At 69.3% G+C, this 18061-nt stretch carries 18 protein-coding genes and 1 pseudogene; 9 read left to right on the forward strand and 10 right to left on the reverse strand.

Features of this window, described 5'->3' with window-relative positions:
* Window positions 1-350 precede the first annotated feature (350 nt).
* From ACF1BN_RS37215 to ACF1BN_RS37235, 5 genes are all read left to right on the forward strand, one after another.
* On the forward strand, window positions 351-2672 hold the full coding sequence (locus ACF1BN_RS37215; RefSeq protein ID WP_392336033.1) for a family 49 glycosyl hydrolase: 2322 nt from the start codon (window positions 351-353) through the stop codon (window positions 2670-2672).
* 105 nt (window positions 2673-2777) lie between these two features.
* Window positions 2778-3224 (forward strand): DoxX family protein, encoded by a 447-nt coding sequence (locus tag ACF1BN_RS37220; protein ID WP_392336034.1) that lies wholly within the window; start codon window positions 2778-2780, stop codon window positions 3222-3224.
* Window positions 3225-3307: 83 nt separating this feature from the next.
* Entirely contained in the window at window positions 3308-3964 is a 657-nt protein-coding gene (locus ACF1BN_RS37225; RefSeq protein WP_392336035.1) for a lytic polysaccharide monooxygenase, read from the forward strand.
* Between the two features lie 338 nt (window positions 3965-4302).
* A complete protein-coding gene (locus ACF1BN_RS37230; RefSeq protein WP_392336036.1) occupies window positions 4303-4494 on the forward strand; it encodes a hypothetical protein in 192 nt (63 codons plus the stop codon).
* A 139-nt stretch (window positions 4495-4633) separates the two neighbouring features.
* Window positions 4634-5953, forward strand: coding sequence for an ABC transporter ATP-binding protein (locus ACF1BN_RS37235; protein ID WP_392336037.1), 1320 nt, complete (start codon window positions 4634-4636; stop codon window positions 5951-5953).
* Between the two features lie 232 nt (window positions 5954-6185).
* Here the strand turns inward: ACF1BN_RS37235 and ACF1BN_RS37240 are convergent, their stop codons facing one another.
* Window positions 6186-6509, reverse strand: coding sequence for a hypothetical protein (locus tag ACF1BN_RS37240; protein ID WP_392336038.1), 324 nt, complete (start codon window positions 6507-6509; stop codon window positions 6186-6188).
* Window positions 6510-6865: 356 nt separating this feature from the next.
* On the opposite strand from ACF1BN_RS37240, the gene ACF1BN_RS37245 reads away from it, so the two are divergent.
* Window positions 6866-9844: a Tn3 family transposase gene (locus ACF1BN_RS37245; RefSeq protein ID WP_392336039.1), complete on the forward strand. Its 2979-nt coding sequence runs from the start codon at window positions 6866-6868 to the stop codon at window positions 9842-9844.
* Window positions 9845-10020: 176 nt separating this feature from the next.
* Here ACF1BN_RS37245 and ACF1BN_RS37250 read toward each other — a convergent pair whose 3' ends face one another.
* Window positions 10021-10350 (reverse strand): hypothetical protein, encoded by a 330-nt coding sequence (locus ACF1BN_RS37250; RefSeq protein WP_392336040.1) that lies wholly within the window; start codon window positions 10348-10350, stop codon window positions 10021-10023.
* Window positions 10351-10944: 594 nt separating this feature from the next.
* On the opposite strand from ACF1BN_RS37250, the gene ACF1BN_RS37255 reads away from it, so the two are divergent.
* Together ACF1BN_RS37255 and ACF1BN_RS37260 are read left to right on the forward strand one after the other, a co-directional pair.
* A complete protein-coding gene (locus ACF1BN_RS37255) occupies window positions 10945-11502 on the forward strand; it encodes a recombinase family protein (RefSeq protein ID WP_392336041.1) in 558 nt (185 codons plus the stop codon).
* A 447-nt stretch (window positions 11503-11949) separates the two neighbouring features.
* Window positions 11950-12171 (forward strand): DUF6233 domain-containing protein, encoded by a 222-nt coding sequence (locus tag ACF1BN_RS37260; protein WP_392336052.1) that lies wholly within the window; start codon window positions 11950-11952, stop codon window positions 12169-12171.
* A gap of 99 nt (window positions 12172-12270) precedes the next feature.
* Here the strand turns inward: ACF1BN_RS37260 and ACF1BN_RS37265 are convergent.
* Together ACF1BN_RS37265 and ACF1BN_RS37270 are read right to left on the reverse strand one after the other, a co-directional pair.
* Window positions 12271-12762: pseudogene (locus tag ACF1BN_RS37265) on the reverse strand (sigma-70 family RNA polymerase sigma factor); the annotation flags it as partial.
* Window positions 12763-12857: 95 nt separating this feature from the next.
* The gene (locus ACF1BN_RS37270; protein ID WP_392336042.1) at window positions 12858-14120 is read right to left on the reverse strand and encodes a cation:proton antiporter; all 1263 of its coding nucleotides are present in this window, start codon (window positions 14118-14120) and stop codon (window positions 12858-12860) included.
* Between the two features lie 312 nt (window positions 14121-14432).
* Here ACF1BN_RS37270 and ACF1BN_RS37275 point away from each other — a divergent pair, with 312 nt between their 5' ends.
* Window positions 14433-14612, forward strand: a complete 180-nt coding sequence (locus ACF1BN_RS37275) for a DUF6233 domain-containing protein (RefSeq protein WP_392336043.1) — start codon at window positions 14433-14435, stop codon at window positions 14610-14612.
* Window positions 14613-14645: 33 nt separating this feature from the next.
* On the opposite strand, the gene ACF1BN_RS37280 is transcribed toward ACF1BN_RS37275, so the two are convergent.
* The 6 genes from ACF1BN_RS37280 to ACF1BN_RS37305 all read right to left on the reverse strand — a co-directional run bounded on the left by ACF1BN_RS37280 (window position 14646) and on the right by ACF1BN_RS37305 (window position 17891).
* Entirely contained in the window at window positions 14646-14927 is a 282-nt protein-coding gene (locus tag ACF1BN_RS37280; RefSeq protein WP_392336044.1) for a hypothetical protein, read from the reverse strand.
* A gap of 149 nt (window positions 14928-15076) precedes the next feature.
* The gene (locus ACF1BN_RS37285; RefSeq protein ID WP_392336045.1) at window positions 15077-15373 is read right to left on the reverse strand and encodes a hypothetical protein; all 297 of its coding nucleotides are present in this window, start codon (window positions 15371-15373) and stop codon (window positions 15077-15079) included.
* On the reverse strand, window positions 15373-16341 hold the full coding sequence (locus ACF1BN_RS37290; protein WP_392336046.1) for a Ku protein: 969 nt from the start codon (window positions 16339-16341) through the stop codon (window positions 15373-15375). Before ACF1BN_RS37290 ends, ACF1BN_RS37285 begins: the two co-directional genes overlap by 1 nt.
* A 91-nt stretch (window positions 16342-16432) precedes the next feature.
* A complete protein-coding gene (locus ACF1BN_RS37295; RefSeq protein WP_392336047.1) occupies window positions 16433-16696 on the reverse strand; it encodes a hypothetical protein in 264 nt (87 codons plus the stop codon).
* 387 nt (window positions 16697-17083) lie between these two features.
* Window positions 17084-17251 (reverse strand): hypothetical protein, encoded by a 168-nt coding sequence (locus tag ACF1BN_RS37300; RefSeq protein ID WP_392336053.1) that lies wholly within the window; start codon window positions 17249-17251, stop codon window positions 17084-17086.
* Between the two features lie 199 nt (window positions 17252-17450).
* On the reverse strand, window positions 17451-17891 hold the full coding sequence (locus tag ACF1BN_RS37305; protein WP_392336048.1) for a hypothetical protein: 441 nt from the start codon (window positions 17889-17891) through the stop codon (window positions 17451-17453).
* Window positions 17892-18061: the final 170 nt, after the last annotated feature.

Here is an 18061-nt window from a genome sequence, read left to right on the forward strand (position 1 = left end):
CTGCGATCGCGCCCTCGCTCCACAGGGCGGTGAAGGACCTGAAGCCCTGCGCCGGCGACACCCCTCCGGCCTTGCAGGCGTTCCTGGCCGACGCCGCCCGCCAGAGCTGCTCAGCGAACAACAGAACCCCCGGCGCCCAGACGGGCCCGCCTCGACTGCCTCAGCCGGGCGTGCCTACCGCCGCAGCAAGCCGACCGCCACGGCCGGCGCATTCCGCGGAACGCCTCATGGCCTTGCTCGCACGACCCGTTCTTGAGGCACGCGCGGAACAACCGCGAGCCTCACCGCGCAGGGGACGCCAACGTGCCCCTGCGCCTGCGCCCGCACCCCCCTCGACACAAGGAATCCGCATGTCCACAAGCAGACTGAGCCGACTGGCCTCAGGCGCCGCCGGCCTGGCGCTGGCACTCGCGTCGGTCATCATGCCCGCCAGCACGTCGACGGCCGCCGACGCCGCCAAGGCGCCGAAGCCCGCCAAGACCGAGGCTGCAGCCTCCACCGCCGAAACCCGGCAGCTGAAGACGTGGTGGCACAACAACCACGAGTACAACACCTCCACCCCGGTGGCGAACGACAAGGTGCGCCGCTCCTCCTTCTACGACGTGCAGGTCGCCACCACCGCGGCGCCGAACACCCGGTACGACTCCTTCGCGTACATGAGCATCCCGCGCAGCGGGAAGGGCAAGATCGGCTACACCAAGGAGGACGGCGCGGAGTTCTCCTCGTCGGCGAACCTCACGATGAGCTGGTCCTCGTTCCAGTACTCCACCGACGTGTGGGTCGACGTCTCCCTGAAGACCGGGCAGAGCATCACCTCGGCCGACCAGGTCAAGATCAAGCCCAGCAGCCTGAACTTCGCCAAGCGGCTCGTCGACGCGGACACCATCCGCGTCAAGGTCCCCTACAACACGTCCGGCTACCGCTTCTCCGTCGAGTTCGACCCGCAGCTCTACACGGCGTACAACGACATGTCCGGCCCCGCGAACGACGCCGGCAAGCTCACCAAGACATCCGGCGGCGGCAACCGGGCGATCCACACCGAGCCCCTCAACTCCATGATGGTCTTCGCCGAGCCGGCGCTGACCGGAGCCGAGAAGGACCGCCTCATCCCCACCGCGGCCTCGGGCACCACCTACTACCCGCCGCAGGGCCAGGTCACCAACCTGAACACGATCACTGAGGAGATCGTGTACTTCCGGCCCGGCACCTACTACATGACCTCGAAGTACCACGCCCTGCTGCCCAAGCAGGTCAAGTGGGTCTACCTCGCGCCCGGCGCGTACGTGAAGGGCGCCATCCGGTTCCCCGACGACACCCAGGGCCTGTACAAGGTCACCGGCTACGGTGTCCTCTCCGGTGAGCAGTACGTCTACGAGGCGGACACCGCCAACAACTACGACCACCTCTCGGGCGCGTCGAACTGTCACTCCAGCTGCGTCAAGATGCTCCAGTTCGCCTCCGCGCAGGGCCGCCAGCAGCACCTCGACCTGCAGGGTGTGACCATCAACGAGCCGCCCTACCACTCCTTCGTCGTCTACGGCGACGAGCAGACGTTCAGCATGAACGTCGCGAACTACAAGCAGGTCGGCTCCTGGTACTGGCAGACCGACGGCATCGAGCTCTACCGCGGCAGCACCATGAAGAACACGTTCTTCAACGCCAACGACGACGTGCTGAAGATGTACCACAGCGATGTCGACATCGATAACACCGTCATCTGGAAGAACGAGAACGGCCCCGTCATCCAGTGGGGCTGGACCCCCCGCAACATCGACAACGTCCGCGTGTCCAACACCCACGTCATCCACAACCGGATGTACTGGAAGGACGTCAAGTACAACACCTGCATCCTCAACTCCTCCTCGCACTGGGAGGACATGGGCTCCACCACCAAGGCCGACCCCGGCGCCTGGGTGAAGAACATGACGTTCGAGAACATCACCGTCGAGGGCATGACCAACTGCGCCATCCGTGTCTTCGCGCTCTCCAGCACCGAGAACATCCACGTCAAGAACCTCAAGATCGACGCCTGGAGTCAGCTCGACCCCTCCTCCCAGGTCAGCCTGCTCAAGCGGTACTCCAACACCGCCGGCCAGAAGGTGACTCTCGGCAACGAGACGAGCCAGAGCCGCGGGCTGAAGCTGGAGAACTACACCGTCGGCGGCACCGTCATCGACAAGGCCGGCACCAACTGGGGCGCCGACAAGCTCGGCCGGATCGGCTTCGACGCCGAGAACTGGGACAACTGGAACGCCTGGGGCGCCGGCGGCAACAACCCCGGCCCGGTGACCAGCGGAAAGATTGTCAACGGCGCCACCGCCAAGTGCGTCGACCGCGCCGACGGCGGCACCGCCAACGGCACCGACATCCAGCAGTGGACCTGCGTCACCACGCCTGCCATGACCTGGACCCTGGACGGTCAGCAGCTCAAGTCCGGCGGCAAGTGCCTGGACGTCGAAGGCGGCTACACCGCCAACGGCAGCCCGGCACATCTGTGGGACTGCGGTACCTGGGCCAGTCAGAAGTGGGCCTTCCAGGCCGACGGCAGCCTGAAGAACCTCAAGTCCGGACGCTGCCTGGACGTCACCGCACAGAGCCCCGCCGACGGCGCCCGCCTGCACCTGTGGGACTGCGGCGGCTGGAACAGCCAGAAGTGGACCCTCACCGTCTGACCCCCTGAGGGCGGCCGCCGGCGCGCACCGACCCGGCCGGCGGCCGTCTCGCCCACCGCGGCGTGAAGCCGCTCATGCCGAGCACCACCGAGAAAGGGGCACCACGTGAAGACACCCGCCAGATTCCAGCCACCGGTCCTGGGCCTGTTCCGGATCGTGCTCGGCCTGCTCTTCGCATGCCACGGAGCCGCGACGCTCTTCGACGTCCTCGGCGGCCCCCACGGCCAGGTCCCCAGCCCCGGCCAGTGGCCCGGCTGGTGGGCCGCGGTCATCCAGCTCGCCGGCGGCACGCTGGTGCTGCTCGGCCTCGCCGCCCAGCCCGCCGCACTCCTGTGCTCCGGCTCCATGGCCTACGCCTACTTCGTCCACCACCAGCCCGACGGGCTGTTCCCGCTGGAGAACGGAGGCGAGACGGCCGCCCTGTTCTGCTGGGCCTTCCTGCTCGTCGCCGCCCTCGGCCCTGGCCGGTGGACCCTGGCCGAGCTGCCGGTACTCGCCGCCCAGCTCACCCACCGCAACCGCGAGGAGGCCACCACCCGCAGCCAGACCTGAGCCGCACCCGACCGGTGAATGTCATGTACACCTAAATCTGCTGCTCGACCGGCGGTCCCCCCGACACACGGAGGAACAGCACCATGAACATCGCACCCGCAACACCGACCCGCCGCACGGCCATCAGCGCCGGCGTCCTCGCCACCGGCCTGCTGTGCCTGCTGCCCATGGCGCCCACGGCATCCGCCCACGGCACGGTCATCGCCCCCCAGACCCGCAACTACGGCTGCCTGCAGCGGTGGGGCTACACCGAGCCGAACGAGGCCCAGGACCCCATGTGCTACCGGACCTACCACGAGAACGCCAACGCCATCGGCGCGTGGAAGGCCGTCTACGCCAACAACACCGGCGATAACTACAAGCAGGTCATCGCCAACGGCGAGATCTGCAGCGCCGGCGGACAGGGCGAGACGAACTACCGCCCCCTCGACCGCCCCGGCCCCTGGATCACCACCCCCCTCGACGACAACTTCACCGTCGACATCTACGACGAGGCCCGCCACGGCGCCGACTGGCTCGAGGTGTACGTCACCAAGCAGGGCTTCAACCCCGAGTACCAGCTCATCGGCTGGAACGACCTGGAACTCGTCAAGAAGACCGGCCGATACCCCTACCAGGCGCACTACGTCACCGACGTCAACACCTCCGGCTACAGCGGCCGCCACGTCGTCGTGACCGTGTGGAAGGCGTCGCACATGGACCAGAAGTACTTCCTGTGCAGCGACGTCGACTTCGGCTGACCCGGGCCGCTTGAGCAGGCTCCGCAGGCCGCCGCCTCGCAGCGGCCTGCGGAGTCCCCGGCCTTCCTTCCTCCTACCCGGCCCCCTCCCCGTTCGCCTCCGCCAGAGACATCCCGAGGACCGACGATGACCAGCCCCTCCAACCCCGCCGACGACCCCCCGCCCGCACCGGGAACCGCACCCCGCTTACGGCCGCGAACGACCTGCGGCAGCGAATTGTCCACCTGGCATTCAGCTGCCGCCGCGCCGAAACCGCCGTACTGCGGGTCAGCATCGGTGTCGGCTACTGCTGGTTCGGCATCCTCAAGCTCTTCCCCGGCGCCGGCGCAGCCGAGACCATGGCCGAGCTGACCCTCGGCCTGCTCCCCGCCCACATCTGCCTCACGCTGCTCGCCCTGGCCGAAGTGACCATCGGCCTGTGCCTAGTCATCGGCCGCCTCCTGCGCTCCGCCCTGACTGTCTTCTTCCTCCACATGGCCGGCGTGCTCGCCGCACTGATCCTCCTGGCCGGAGACATGTGGAGCACCTAAGCGCCGGTACCCACCCTCGAAGGCCAGTACTTCATCAAGAACATCGCCCTCATCGCTGCAGCTCTACTCGTCGCAGCCGACGAAATCACCCGCTGAACGATCCAGCCCCAAACCGCACACGCACCCACCAGGAGCCCGAGTGGGCAGCACCATCACCCTCCACAACGTCGCCAAGACCTACGTCGGCGGCCAGCCGGCCCTGCGCCAGGTCTCACTGACCATCGGCGCCGGGGAATTCCTCGTCCTGCTCGGCCCCTCCGGTTGCGGCAAGTCCACACTCCTGCGCATGATCGCCGGCCTCGAAACCATCACCGAAGGCGAACTCCACCTCGACGGATGCCTCGCCAACGACCTCGACCCCAGCGAACGCGACACTGCGATGATCTTCCAGAGCTTTGCCCTCTACCCCAACATGACAGCCGCCGAGAACATCGCCTTCCCTCTCGCCGTCCAGAAACAAGACCCCACCGAGGTCTCCCGCCGCGTCGACTCCGCAGCACACGCCCTCGGCATCAGCCACCTTCTGGAGCGCCTGCCCCACCGCCTGTCCGGCGGCGAGCGCCAACGTGTAGCCATGGGCCGGGCCACCGTCCGCCAGCCGTCGGTGTTCCTCCTGGACGAACCGCTCTCCAGCCTCGACGCCAGACTCCGCACCCGCCTGCGCCTGGAAATCCTCTCCGCCGTCCGAAAGAGCGGCGCCACCACCATCTACGTCACCCACGACCAAGCCGAAGCCATGGCGCTCGGCGACCGCGTCGCCGTCCTGCGCGAGGGCATCCTCCAGCAGGTCGATACCCCCCAGGGCCTCTACACCCTGCCCGCCAACGCCTTCGTCGCCTCCTTTGTCGGCACCCCCCGCATCAGCCTCATTCACGGCACCGTCTACGCCCCCATCGACGACGCCATGGCCATCAGCCTCGGCGCACAGCAGCTCAGCCTGCCCATGCCGCTCTCCCGTGACCACCAGATGCTCCGCGTCATGCAGGGCAGCCCCCTGCTCATTGGGCTGCGCCCCGAAGCCGTCCGCATCGCCGAGCGCACTCTCGCCAGCCCCTTCGAACGCCCCCTGACCGGGATCGTCGAGCATGTCGAATTCCAAGGCCACGAGACCCTCCTCCACCTCACAGTGGGAGGGCAGGCCGCCGACGTCCCAGACCAAGCGGCGCTCGACACCCTCATCCGTCCGACCCGCAGCAGCACCACCGGCCTCGCGAAACAACTCGTCCACCGCGCCGCCGAACTCCTCACTGGGAAGCGCCGCACGTCCCAGCCGCACCCGTCACCAGCTCCCGACACACCCACCAGAACCCGAGGTGAACTCGTCGTCCGCGTCAACACCGGCAGCTTCCACCAACGCGGCCAGCACCTGCCCCTCCTCATCGACGTCCGCAATCTCTTCGTCTTCGACGCTCGAGGCGAGCGCGTCAGCCCCGACCCCACTCACATCCCCGAGCTGTAGATCCTTCCTGTGCGAGGACGCGCAGCCGGTCGGTGGATCCCGCCAAGTACTCCGCACAACGCGGGGCGCCGGGCTGATCCCGGTCGCGCCCGGCCGGGTGCCCCGCAGGGAGGATCGCCGAGCCGGACCAGAACCTCGCCGTCCTCAAGCCGCAGACGGGGACGACGAGGCCGGGCCCGGAGGAAGCTGCTCGGCAACAGCGCCTGGGCCCTTCACCCGAGAGTGAGTCGCGCTACAGCACGGCGACGGTGAACGGTGCGCTCATCGCGGCCCCGGCACTGTCGGTGATGACGACCGTGATGGCGTTCGCGGCGCTCTGGCACCAGGGGTGCGGGTCGCCGATGGCGGTGATCATGGCCCGGTTGTTGCTGATGGTGGCGACCACCGCCGCGTCCTTCAGCTCGATGTCGGAGTCCGACACCTTGACGCAGTAGCTGCCGGCGGCGGTGCCGTATGTCACCGAGGAGACGTTCTTCTGTGCCAGGACCACACCGTTCGCCGCAACCTTGGCGGCGGCGCGGGCGTAGGGGGCGTACATGTCGGCGGGTGCCGCCACTGCCGTACCGGCCAGGACGGGAACCGACGCCAGGGCTGCGACGGTCAGGGCGCGAACGCGTCAGAAACGACGGTTCCATCGATCCCCGGGGCCGGATTCAAGATCAACTCTGCCTCTCGCCGTCCTCGGCGGCGGCCGCACCCCCGCCCGCCTCTCCGGCCCTGAGCCACCGGTGCCCTACGGCTTTGCCTGGTCTTCTGACCACATCGGCCCCGAACTCCTAGCGCAGACACCGGGGAGCAAGTAACCCGCCGGTAGCTCCTGGGAGATCCGCGCCCGCCGTTTCCCGGCCCCCTGGGCTCTCGTTGAGCCGAGTGGGTGAGCGCCCGTGAGGTCCGACGGCCGAGGGGGCTGGTGTGCGGCAGGAGTGGTCACCAGAGGACGTGGTGGCGTGCTGGACCCTGGTGGATGGTGACTGGGAGCTGGTCGCGAACAAGTCGGGGCCGACCCGCCTGGGCTTCTGCCTCATGCTCAAGTTCTTCGAGATCGAGGCCCGGTTCCCGGAGTTCGTTGAGGAGTTTCCGCAGCCCGCGGTGGAGTACGTCGCCGGGCTGGTTAAGGTCCCGGCCGCCGAGCTTGCGAAGTACGACCTGGCGGGCGCGAAGCGGCACCGCAGGCAGATCCGTGAGGCGCTCGGGTTCCGGCCGGCGACGCTCGCGGACGAGGAGGCACTCACCAGGTGGCTGGCCGCGGAGGTGTGCCCGGTCGAGCTGGTGGAGGACCGGCAGCGCGATGCCCTGTTGGTCGAGTATCGGGCGCGGAAGATCGAGCCGCCGGGCCGGACTCGTGTCGAGAAGATCCTGGTCGCGGCCCGGGGCCGGTGGGAGGCGACGTTCTGCGCTCGCGTCATCGAGCGCCTGGGCGAGACGGGCACCGCCCGGCTGCTGTCCCTGGTGACCGAGGACAACGAGGCGGGTACCGCCCTGCTGGCCGCGCTCAAGCGCGACCCGGGCGCGGTCGGCCTGGACTCCCTGCTCACCGAGATCACCAAGCTCAACGACGTACGCAGGCTCGGGCTGCCCGACGGGTTGTTCGCGGACTGCTCGGAGAAGCTGGTGGCCGCCTGGCGGGCGCGGGCGATCAAGATGTACCCCTCGGACTTCCGCGACACGGCGGAGGGCGTGCGGATCACGCTCCTCGCGGCGCTGTGCTGGTCGCGGCAGGCGGAGATCACCGACGCCTTGGTCGAGCTGCTGGTCGCCCTGGTCCACAAGATCAACGCCCGCGCCGAGCGCCGGGTGGAGAAGCAGCTCACCGCCGAACTGAAAAAGGTCCGCGGCAAGGAGGGCATTCTCTTCAAGCTGGCGACGGCCGCTGTCGACAAGCCCGACGAGGTCGTACGCCGGGCCCTGTTCCCGGTGGTGGGTGAGAAGACGCTGCGGGAGCTGGTGGCCGAGGCGAAGGCGAACGAGAAGGTGTTCAAGGCCAAGGTCCGCACCACGCTCCGGTCGTCGTACAGCTCGTACTACCGGCAGATGCTTCCGCCGCTGCTGAACACGTTGGGCTTCCGGTGCGACAACACCGCCTATCGGCCGGTGATGGACGCGCTCGCGCTGCTGGCCAAGTACGCCGGCGTCGATGGCAAGACCCGCTTCTACGACGCTGGCGACGTGGTGCCGATGGACGGCGTGGTGCGCAAGGACTGGCGCGAGGCGGTCGTCGACGACAGGGGCCGCATCGAGCGCATCCCGTATGAGCTGTGCGTGCTGGTGGCGCTGCGGGACGCGGTCCGCCGCCGCGAGATCTACGTGGAGGGCGCGGCCCGCTGGTGCAATCCGGAGGACGATCTGCCCGGCGACTTCGAGGCCACCCGCGCGGTGCACTACGCCGCGATCCGCCAGCCGTTGAACCCGCGGGCGTTCATCGCGGACCTGAAGAAGCGCATGACCGCGTCCCTGGACCGGCTCTCGGCGGCGCTCGCGGACGGCAGCGCGGGCGGGGTGAAGGTCACCACCCGCAAGGGCGAGCCCTGGATCACCGTGCCGAAGCTGGAGCCGCTGGCCGAGCCGACCGGCCTCCAGGCCCTCAAGGACGAGGTCGTACGACGGTGGGGCGTCCTGGACCTCCTGGACGTGCTGAAGAACTCCGACTTCCTCACCGGCTTCACCGAGGAGTTCTCCTCGGTCGCCGCGTACGAACGCATCGACCGCGACGTCCTCCAGCGCCGCCTCCTGCTGGCCCTCTTCGCCTTGGGCACCAACATGGGCATCCGGGCGATCGTGGCGACCGGCGAGCACGGCGAGAGCGAGGCGGCCCTGCGGCACGTCCGCCGGCACTTCATCACCGTCGACAACCTCCGCGCGGCCGTCACCCGGCTGGTGAACGGCACCTTCGCGGCCCGGGACGCCGACTGGTGGGGGCAGGGCACCGCGTGCGCGTCGGACTCGAAGAAGTTCGGGTCCTGGTCCTCGAACTTCATGACCGAGTACCACGCCCGCTACGGCGGCAACGGCGTGATGATCTACTGGCACGTCGAGCGCAAGAACGTCTGCATCTACTCCCAGCTCAAGTCCTGTTCGTCGTCCGAGGTCGCGGCGATGATCGAGGGCCTGCTGCGGCACTGCACGGACGCCGAGATCGAGTCCCAGTACGTCGACACCCACGGTGCCTCGGTGGTCGGGTTCGCGTTCACTGAGCTGCTGAACTTCCGGCTGCTGCCGCGGCTGAAGAACATCGGCAGCATCCGCCTGTACCGCCCGGACGACGCCCCGCCGGGCTGGCCGGCGCTCGGCGGCTCGCTGACGCGGCCGATCCGCTGGGAGCTGATCGAGCAGCAGTACGACCAGATGGTGAAGTACGCGACCGCGCTCCGCCTCGGCACGGCGGAGGCGGAGCAGGTGCTGCGGCGCTTCACCCGCGGCGGACCCAAGCACCCCACCTACGCCGCGCTCGAAGAACTCGGCCGCGCCGTGCGCACGGTCTTCGCCTGCGACTACCTCGCCAGCCCCGGGCTGCGCCGGGAGATCCACGGCGGCCTCCAGGTCGTGGAGAACTGGAACTCGGCGAACACCGTGCTGCACTACGGCAAGGACGGCGCCCTGACCGGCCCGGACAAGGAGCACGCCGAGACGTCGATGCTCGCCCTGCACCTGCTCCAGTCCGCACTCGTCCACGTCAACACCCTGCTGGTGCAGCAGGTCCTGGCCGAACCAGCCTGGGCCAAGAAGCTCTCGGACGAGGACCGGCGCGGCCTGACCGCGCTGTTCTGGTCGAACGTCAACCCGTACGGGACCTTTCGCCTGGACATGGACAAGCGGCTCGACCTGGGGCTCACGGTGCCCCACCCCCGTACCCCGGCGGACGCTTCCGATCGATCAACCACGGAGACTCGATAACGGGCGCCCCGTGCTGAGGTCGATCTCATTGACGCTGGGCTACTTCGCGGGGGCTTCGAGTTGCGGGGGTATGGCGCCGGCGCGTAGCCCGTTCCGGCGCCAATCGTCCTCACCGTGGCGGAACGGCCGCGCTGTCAGGTCCTACACGTGGGGCTGGTCAGCCGTCACCGGAGGCATCACATGCCATCGAAGACGAACCACAGCTGAGGGTCCGATTGACCCTCGGAGCGGTGGCACACGGCCGGGGTGACGGGCTTGTCGAGCCCTCCGGCCTCAAGGCACCGGGGCGCGTAGTTCTCGGTCACGACCCCATCTCCGCGCGCCACGAAGAATGTTCTGCCGGTTGAGCCCTTGCTGATCTCCCAGCGCTGGCGTTCAGCGAACGCGACGCCCGCCTCGTTCTCCGTGTAGTCCTCGTTCCACAAGCTGTCCGGGTCGAAGCAGGGAAGCAGCGAGACGGTGACGTCGGGGTTGTAGGTCAGGCACTTGCCGGTGTGGTCCTTCACGACGGGGAAGCCATCCACCGTGGAGTTGCTCCAGCGCTGTGCGGCCGTCGGACGGAGATCGAAGAGGTTGTCGCCGCCGGGGACCTTGCTGGTCGTGACGGACGATCCGTTGGCCGTCAGCGCGGCCTAGACGCCGTAGTCCACCGTCGTCAGCGGCACGACGTTCTCAACCGCGTCAGCAGCGGCGGCCGGCGCCGCAGCAGGGGCGAGCAGAGCGGCAACGCTGAGGGCAACTGCGCCGACAGTGGTACGGACAGCACGGACATTGGCAGTCACAGCAGGACGCTCCTTCGTGGGACCCGCAACGATGATCAACATCGGAGGATCTGCCCACGGAGCGTTCCCCTGCCACCATTCCGCCCGGCACTTCCCCCCAACGAGCGAGTACGACTAGCCCGCGTTGACCACTGCCTACGACAGGGTCACGTCCTAGCCGGGCCAAGCCCGAGTTCATCAACCGACCGTTTACCGAACACGCGGTGAGGAGCCGCCCCGTGGCCCGGCTCCCCGTCGGAACCGTTCATTTTCCCGTTCATCAACTGCTAGCGTTCAGACCGCCGTCTGGAGACGTTTGATGAACGGAAGGGCTGCCCCGTGGCGCTTATCGGACTGGTCCGCGTCAGCACCGACAAGCAGAAGACCCTGCGCCAGCACGACGCCCTCGATGCGATCTGCCTCAAGGTCTTCGAGGAGAAGGTCAGCGGCAAGCTCGCCGTGGACGAGCGGCCCGGCCTGACCGCCGCCCTGGACTACCTGCGCGACGGCGACATGCTCACTGTCCAGGAGGTCGACCGCCTGGGCCGCAACCTCCTCGAAGGGCTGATCGTCCTCAACGACCTCTTCCAGCGCGGCTTCGCCGTCAAGGTCTTGGAGGGCATCGCCGTCGGCGAGCACACCGAGCGCTCCCTCATCCTGGACCTCGCGCTCGCGCTCGCCGAGGACCGGCGGCGCGACATCGTGAAGAAGACGAAGAACGGCCTCGACTCCGCTCGCGCACGCGGCCGCGTCGGCGGCCGCCGACCCGTCGTGGACGACGACAAGCGCCGCGTGATCCTCGCCCGCCGCGCCGAAGGCCAGTCCATCCGCGAGATCGCCGCCGCCGTCAAGGTGTCCGTCGGCGTCGTGCACAAGACCCTCAACCCCGCCCCGTAGCGACCACTTCCTACCGGTGGGTTACTTGCTCCCCGGTGTCTGGGCTAGGACTTCGGGGCCACATCGCGGGGGTGGTGCCGTCGAAGCCGTCCATGCATCCCTTCACGAAGTGCTTGCGCACCTCGGGCTGCTGTCGCTCGATTCAGCGATGGCACCACACATGTGGTGTCGGATATCGTCAACGACACAGGCGCTGAGCTGCACAAAGTCTCCGAACTGCGCCTCGCGTCACACTTTTGCCCCAGAGAACCCTCTCTGTCACACCTGTCAGGCTTCCGCTCCCGGGATGGCCCTGACTCACCGGCCGCCCGCGTTCGTGTCGGGGTGACCGGGCGGGTACCGCTCCCGGACGATCTGCCGCAGTTGCGGACGATCGCTCGGCTCGCGGACATCCTCGGCGCCGCCGCCCGGGCCCGGATCGCGGAGATCGAAGCCCGGCAGGCGGCGATGCGCCCTCAGCGGACCCCACCCGAGGGCCCGACCTGGGTGCTGGGCTACCTGCGCGAGCGCGGCCGCCCGGTCCCCGACCAGATCCACCTCGGCGACTGCCGCATGACCGCCAAGCACACCGAACCCCTCACCCGCGACCAGGCCCGCGACATCCTCACCCAGGGGAAGATCCCGGCGTGCCCGTACTGCCGTCCCGAGACCGAGCTCGGCATCGACTGAGCCGCCGGTCGGGCACCGCCAGGCCCCTGCCGACCTCGGCACGTGGCGGCGCCCGACGCCCACCAAGCGGGCGTGCCGGCGGACCGGGCCGCTCCTACAGAGGTGCAGGTGCGCGGCCAGCTCGGCTCTGCTGGGCCGGTGCCCGTCGCGCTGCTCCATGGCGTCGGATGCCTTGGCGAGGTCGAGGCGGAGTTCCTGGAGGCGGCGGGGGACGTGGACCGCCCAGCCGGTGTCGCGGAAGTAGCGTTTGATCTCTCCGAGGATCGTCGGCAGGGCGAAGGCGGAGAACTCGATCCCGCGGGAGGGGTCGAAGCGGTCGATCGCCTTGATCAGGCCGATCGTGCCGACCTGGAGGATGTCCTCGGGCTCGTCCCGGCGGCGGTAGCGGCGAGTGGCGAACTTGACCAGGCTGAGGTTCAGCTCGACCAGCGTGTTGCGGACGTACGCGTACTCGGGTGTGCCCTCCTCCAGCTCGTGCAGGCGGTGGAACAGCCCGACCGACAGGGCGCGGGCGTCATCGGTGTCCGCGGCGCGGGGGCGGGCCGTTTCCGGCAGGCCGTCCAGCGCCCGCCTGCGGGTGGCGGCGCCCATGTCGTCGGCCGTCGTGTCCCGCGAGGTGAGGGCCGGAGCGCGGCAGCAGCGGCCGCATCGTTCCAACGCCCGCTTCCGGGCCGGATCCGGTGTCGTCAGGGCGGTGTGGCGGAGGTGCGGCGCAGTCGGTCGAGGTGGCGGATCACGGGGGTGGCTGCGGTTCCGTGGAGTACGACGGACAGCAGGACGGTGAAGGCGACGACCGCCCAGAGTTGCGGGGCGTCGTCGTCGAAGCGGTCGCTGGCGCCGAGTGCGTACGCGAGGTAGAAGAGTGAGCCGATGCCGCGGATCCCGAACAGGGCCGTGACGATCCGTTCGCGTGGCCCGCTGGTGCTGCCCCATTGTCCTGCCCAGCCCACGAGGGGGCGGACGACCAGGATGAGCAGGACGCCGACGAGGGCGCCGCGCCAGGTGAGTGCGGGCAGGGCGTATACGACGAGGTAGCCGCCGAGGAGGAACAGGAGGAAGGCCGTCAGGAGGCGTTCCACCTGCTCGGTGAATTCGTGCATGACCTTGTGGTAGCCGTGGGCTCGCTCGGCGGCCCGGATGGTGCAGGCGGTGACGAAGACGGCGAGGAATCCGTAGCCGTGGAGCAGTTCCGCCACCCCGTATGCCGTGAATGTGGCGCCCAGGGCGACGAATCCCTCCATGTGTTCGGCGAGCCGCAGGGCTTTGGGGCGGGCCCGGAAGAACATGGCTCCGAGCAGTGCTCCCACGATCAGGCCCACGCCCACGCCGACGGCGGCGCGGCCCAGGACGTCGACGAGGATCCACCGGCCCGCCCAGCCGGTCGCGGTGCCCGCCCCTGCGGCGGCGTAGGCCACGGCGGCGAGAACGAAGGGGAAGGCGAGCCCGTCGTTGAGGCCGGCCTCGGCCGTGAGGGAGAAGCGCACCTCGTCCTCGTCGTTCTCGGCGTCCGTCGGCTCTCCGACCCGTACCTCGGCGGCGAGGACGGGGTCCGTGGGTGCCAGGACCGCGGCGAGGAGCAGGGCCGGCGCGAGCGGCCACTGCAGGACCACTGCCGCGAGTCCGGCGGTGGCGGCGACCGTCAGGGGCAGGACCAGACCGACCAGCCGCCAGGGCCCCGCCCATCGGCGCAGGCCCACGGGTCGGTTCAGGGCCAGGCCGGCGCCCATGAGGGACACGATGACGCACAGCTCGGTCACGTGTTCCACCCAGAGCCGGTCCCGTCCGGGCTCGACCACGGGCACGGGCAGCGGCAGCAGGGCGACGACAGCGCCGGCGGCGAGGAACAGCATCGGCGTGGACAGCGGGAGACGGAAGACGAGCCGCGGGAGCACGGCAGCGCCCAGGGCGCCGATCCCCGTCGCGAGGTACACAGCGTCCGAGAGCGTCATTCAACCCATCCTGACCGAATCAGGCGTTATCAACCCTCGTGGCTCGCATCGGCGGTCGTGTGCCGCTTCGCGGGGCCGGCAGCGCGGGAGCGGGTCCCCCGCTGCGGTCAGCCGCTCCGCCCGGGATGGCCCTGACCCGCCGGCCGCCCGGGTTCGTGTCGGGGTGACCGGGCGGGTACCGCTCCCGGACGACCTCCCGCAGCTGCGGACGATCGCCCGGCTCGCGGACATCCTCGGCGCCGCCGCCCGGAGATCGAGGCCCGGCAGGCGGCGATGCGGCCGCAGCGGACCCGACCCGAGGGCCCGACCTGGGTGCTCGGCTACCTGCGCGAACGCGGCCGTCCCGTCCCTGACCGGATTCACCTCGGCGACTGCCGCATGACCGCCAAGCACACCGAACCCCTCACCCGGGACCAGGCCCGCGACATCCTCACCCAGGGGAAAATCTCGGCATGCCCCTTCTGCCAGCCCGACGCCGAGCTCGGCCTGTGACCAGCCCGCATGCCGACGCCCGGCAGGCGGGCATCAGGTCACCGTGGGGGTGGATCCTTCGAGGGGGTCTTCCGCTGACTGCTGGGCGGTGGAGAGCGGGATGCCGAGTGTCTTGCACAGGCGGTGCAGCCGAGCGAGGACGCTGAGCGCCGAGGGACTGGCCGGCCCCGGTGTGAGGTGCAGGCGCACGTGGCCGGGGCGGTCGGCCAGGACGAGGGACTGCATGCGCAGAACGGTGGCAGCGCGGTCGGGGACAGGGAGGTCCGAGGGCAGGGTGAGCACGAGCGTGCCGGAGTCGGAACCGTCGGCGGTCATGGCGGGCCTTTCTCCTTGCTGAGGATGGTGGCGAGGTCCGGGGCGCGCACTGCGGGACCTCGGGAGGGCCACCCTGCCTACCGCTACGCCACTGCCCATCCGGCAGCACGGCACGCGGCACGGCGGCCGCGGCGACTGCGACCTGAGCGTCAGCGCGAAACGGTGACCAGCAGGGACCCTTCTGCCACGGGCTGAGCGTTCCATCCGGCCGCTTCGATCACGCTGATCAAAGCGGCATCGAGCGCGGCGCGTATTCCCTCGATCCGGGCGTGCTCGGCGACCTGCGGATCCTCGGCATGGGAGGTGATCATGGGTTTCACCAGAGGGTCGATGTGCCAGACCACCAGCGCCCCCTGGGCATGCGCTTCCACGCTCAGTCCGCTGTCCGGCCCATAGCCGGCGCGGGCCAGCACCACCTCCACCTCGCGCACCAGGCGGTAGCTCATCAGGCCGACTTCCTCCGCCGGGCCGTCTTCTTCGCCGGCGCCTTCTTCGCGGCCGCCTTGGCGGTGGTCTTCTTCACGGCCGGCTTCTTGGCCGCCGACTTCTTCGCCGGGGCCCTCTTCTTCGGCTTCGGCAGCTCGTGCACCGTCGCCTCACCCCCGCCGGCGGGGGCCTCGCCACGGCGCTCGCGGGCCTCGGCCACGGACGCCTCCAGCGCGGCCATGAGGTCCACGACCTGCCCGGCCGGCGCCTCCTCGCCCTCCACCTGCCGCGGCTCGCGGTGCTCGGCCTTCGCCTCGATCACCTCGTGCAGCGCCTCGGTGTAGTGGTCGGTCAGGGTGTCGCCGAGGTCGGCCAGGTGCTCCACCGTCATCGACTCCAGCAGAGTGAGGGCCCGCTCGATCTCCTCCTCGGTGAGGTCCACCTCGGGCGGGGCGAGCTCGGCCGGAGAGCGGATCTCGTCGCCCCAGTGCATTCCCTGGATGAGGAGGGCGTCGCCATGGGCGCGGAGGACGCCGAGGCGCTCGCGGCCGCGGAGCGCGTACTTCGCGATGGCCACCTTGTCCGTGCGGTCCAAGGCCTTGCGGAGGAGGACGTAGGGCTTCGTGGCGACGTCGCCCTTGGCGCGGAGGTAGTAGTCGCCGGCGCCGTACTGCTCGGGCCGGATCGACTCGGCGTCGACGAAGGCGACGATGTCGATCGCGCGGGCGGTGGGAAGCGGCATCTGTTCGAGATCCTGGTCGGTGATCGGGATGAGGTGGTCCTTAGCGACCTCGTACGCCCGGCCGATCTCGTCCTCGCTCAGCTCTTCGCCGTCGACGTCGCAGACCTTGCGGTAGCGGATACGCCCGCCGTCCTCCAGATGGATCTGGCGGAAATGCACGTCGTGCCCCTCGGTCGCCGCTTCGAGAGTCACAGGCAGCGTGACCAGGCCAAATGTGACCGCGCCGTTCCAGAGCGGACGGGGCATCGTGTTCCTCCAGACGCCCCCCGGGGCTGTGCCCTCAGGCTATGCAGCCTCGCTCCGTGATCGCACGCCCGTACGGCCGGACGCGGTCAGCTCAGCGGCCGGTGACCCGCACCCGCAGCTCGTACCGCGTGCCGCGGCTGATCGCGTCGGCCTGCTCGGCGAGGTCAGCGCCGGTGAAGCCGAGGAGCGCGCTGTCGGCGGCCGCGCGCAGGAGCGGCACGACGTCGGTGGCCGGCCGGCCGCGGTGGGTGACGGCGATGTCGGCGAACGCCCGCTGGTAGGAGCCGACGGCGGGTCGGGTGCTGTCGTCGAGGAGGCGGTGCACGTCGGCGGCGGGGATCGAGAGGGTGCCCATGGCGGTCTCCCACGGGGTGCGTGGCCCGGCCGGTCCGGGCCCTCGATTTCGACGGTAGGACGCCTGTCTGACACTCCCCCCGCGCGGCAGCCGAGGCTCTCGCGGTATGAGCCCCGTCAGCCACCGACCACGCGGGACCAGTACTCCTGGATGGCAACCTGCTTCCGATCAAGCTCGGCATCCCGCATCCGGTTGGTGATGGTCCCCGGGACACACCCAGCCACAGCATTTGCAGCGCCGCAGCGGTAGTCACCTTGCGTCGTGTACTCCACTCACGTCGGTCGCATGCGTTCCCCTATCCGTGTCTGTCTGCGCCTCGGCACGCATCCTGGCACTCGCACGACATCCACGGCCAGAACTGGATGGTCGTGATGCTCGGCCAGGTTGTTATGCGAGGAGAACTCGCTTGCGGAGGAGCGCGAATCCGGCGCGGCCGAACATCTGGCGCTTGAGCATCTTGATCCGGTTGACGTGCCCTTCGACCACGCGGGCCCGCTGCCCGCACAGCGCGTGGAGACCCTCGACGTACTCGGCATCACCTGGACCCGCGGCCAACCCCTTCCGGCACCCCCAGCATGACCCGCACCGTCGCGGACATGGACCGGGTGGTGGAACTCGTCGCCGCCCGGCGCCTCCCCTTCAGCCGCGAGCACCGCCGTCGGGGAACGGTCCGACATCCCTGCCCGGGATCCACATGCCCCGCGCTGCCCCTGCCGTTGAGGAACTGCACCCTCACGACAGCGATTGCCCCCTGCTATGCGGGGCGGAGAACGGGATCGATCACTGCCAGCTCCTCGTGCAGCCGGCGGGCCCCTTGAACAACACGAGCGTTGGCGTCGCCCGACATCTCCTCGCAGAGCCGTAGCGCCTCGTCCAGGTCCTCCGAGAAGACGCTGAAGACATCGACCACTGCGGTGTGGATCCAATCGGCATGATTGTCGTTGGCGACTGCCAGTGCGGACGCGACTATCGTCAGTCCAGCCCTATCCCTTCGCCGAAGCAAGCCCTCCGCGGTCCGCCGGGTGACGAAGGTGTCACCAGGATCGAGTACAAGCTTCAGGAGCGGCTCCATGGCCTCCTGCATCTCGGCGAACCCTGCCAAGCCGTGGCCGGCATCCGCCCGGTCACGCCAGTCATCGCTTCGCCCAAGTTCGCCAAGCGTCACGACGACCGCCCGCCGCAGGTCACTGTCCACGGATTCGCCTGCCCCTCCCACGATTCCGGTCAAAGTATCACCGAGCTGCCATACCAGATGATCGTCTGGACAGACCCTAGTAGTGCTTTGTTAGGTGGTGTCGTAGGGCTGCCATGGGACGGTCTGTCGGCAGGTGGGGCAGGTGCCGGTCCAGGTGGCGATGAGGTGTT

The sequence above is a fragment of the Streptomyces sp. NPDC014861 genome, from assembly GCF_043081625.1.
Classification (GTDB): domain Bacteria; phylum Actinomycetota; class Actinomycetes; order Streptomycetales; family Streptomycetaceae; genus Streptomyces.

Excerpts from the sequence above, each read along its gene's own strand:
- ACF1BN_RS37215 (WP_392336033.1), top strand. The coding sequence starts at position 351 with ATGTCCACAAGCAGACTGAGCCGACTGGCCTCAGGCGCCGCCGGCCTG.
- ACF1BN_RS37225 (WP_392336035.1), top strand. The coding sequence starts at position 3,308 with ATGAACATCGCACCCGCAACACCGACCCGCCGCACGGCCATCAGCGCC.
- ACF1BN_RS37230 (WP_392336036.1), top strand. The coding sequence starts at position 4,303 with ATGGCCGAGCTGACCCTCGGCCTGCTCCCCGCCCACATCTGCCTCACG.
- ACF1BN_RS37260 (WP_392336052.1), top strand. The coding sequence starts at position 11,950 with ATGCGCCCTCAGCGGACCCCACCCGAGGGCCCGACCTGGGTGCTGGGC.
- ACF1BN_RS37270 (WP_392336042.1), bottom strand. The coding sequence starts at position 14,120 with ATGACGCTCTCGGACGCTGTGTACCTCGCGACGGGGATCGGCGCCCTG.
- ACF1BN_RS37280 (WP_392336044.1), bottom strand. The coding sequence starts at position 14,927 with ATGACCGCCGACGGTTCCGACTCCGGCACGCTCGTGCTCACCCTGCCC.
- ACF1BN_RS37285 (WP_392336045.1), bottom strand. The coding sequence starts at position 15,373 with ATGAGCTACCGCCTGGTGCGCGAGGTGGAGGTGGTGCTGGCCCGCGCC.
- ACF1BN_RS37290 (WP_392336046.1), bottom strand. The coding sequence starts at position 16,341 with ATGCCCCGTCCGCTCTGGAACGGCGCGGTCACATTTGGCCTGGTCACG.
- ACF1BN_RS37295 (WP_392336047.1), bottom strand. The coding sequence starts at position 16,696 with ATGGGCACCCTCTCGATCCCCGCCGCCGACGTGCACCGCCTCCTCGAC.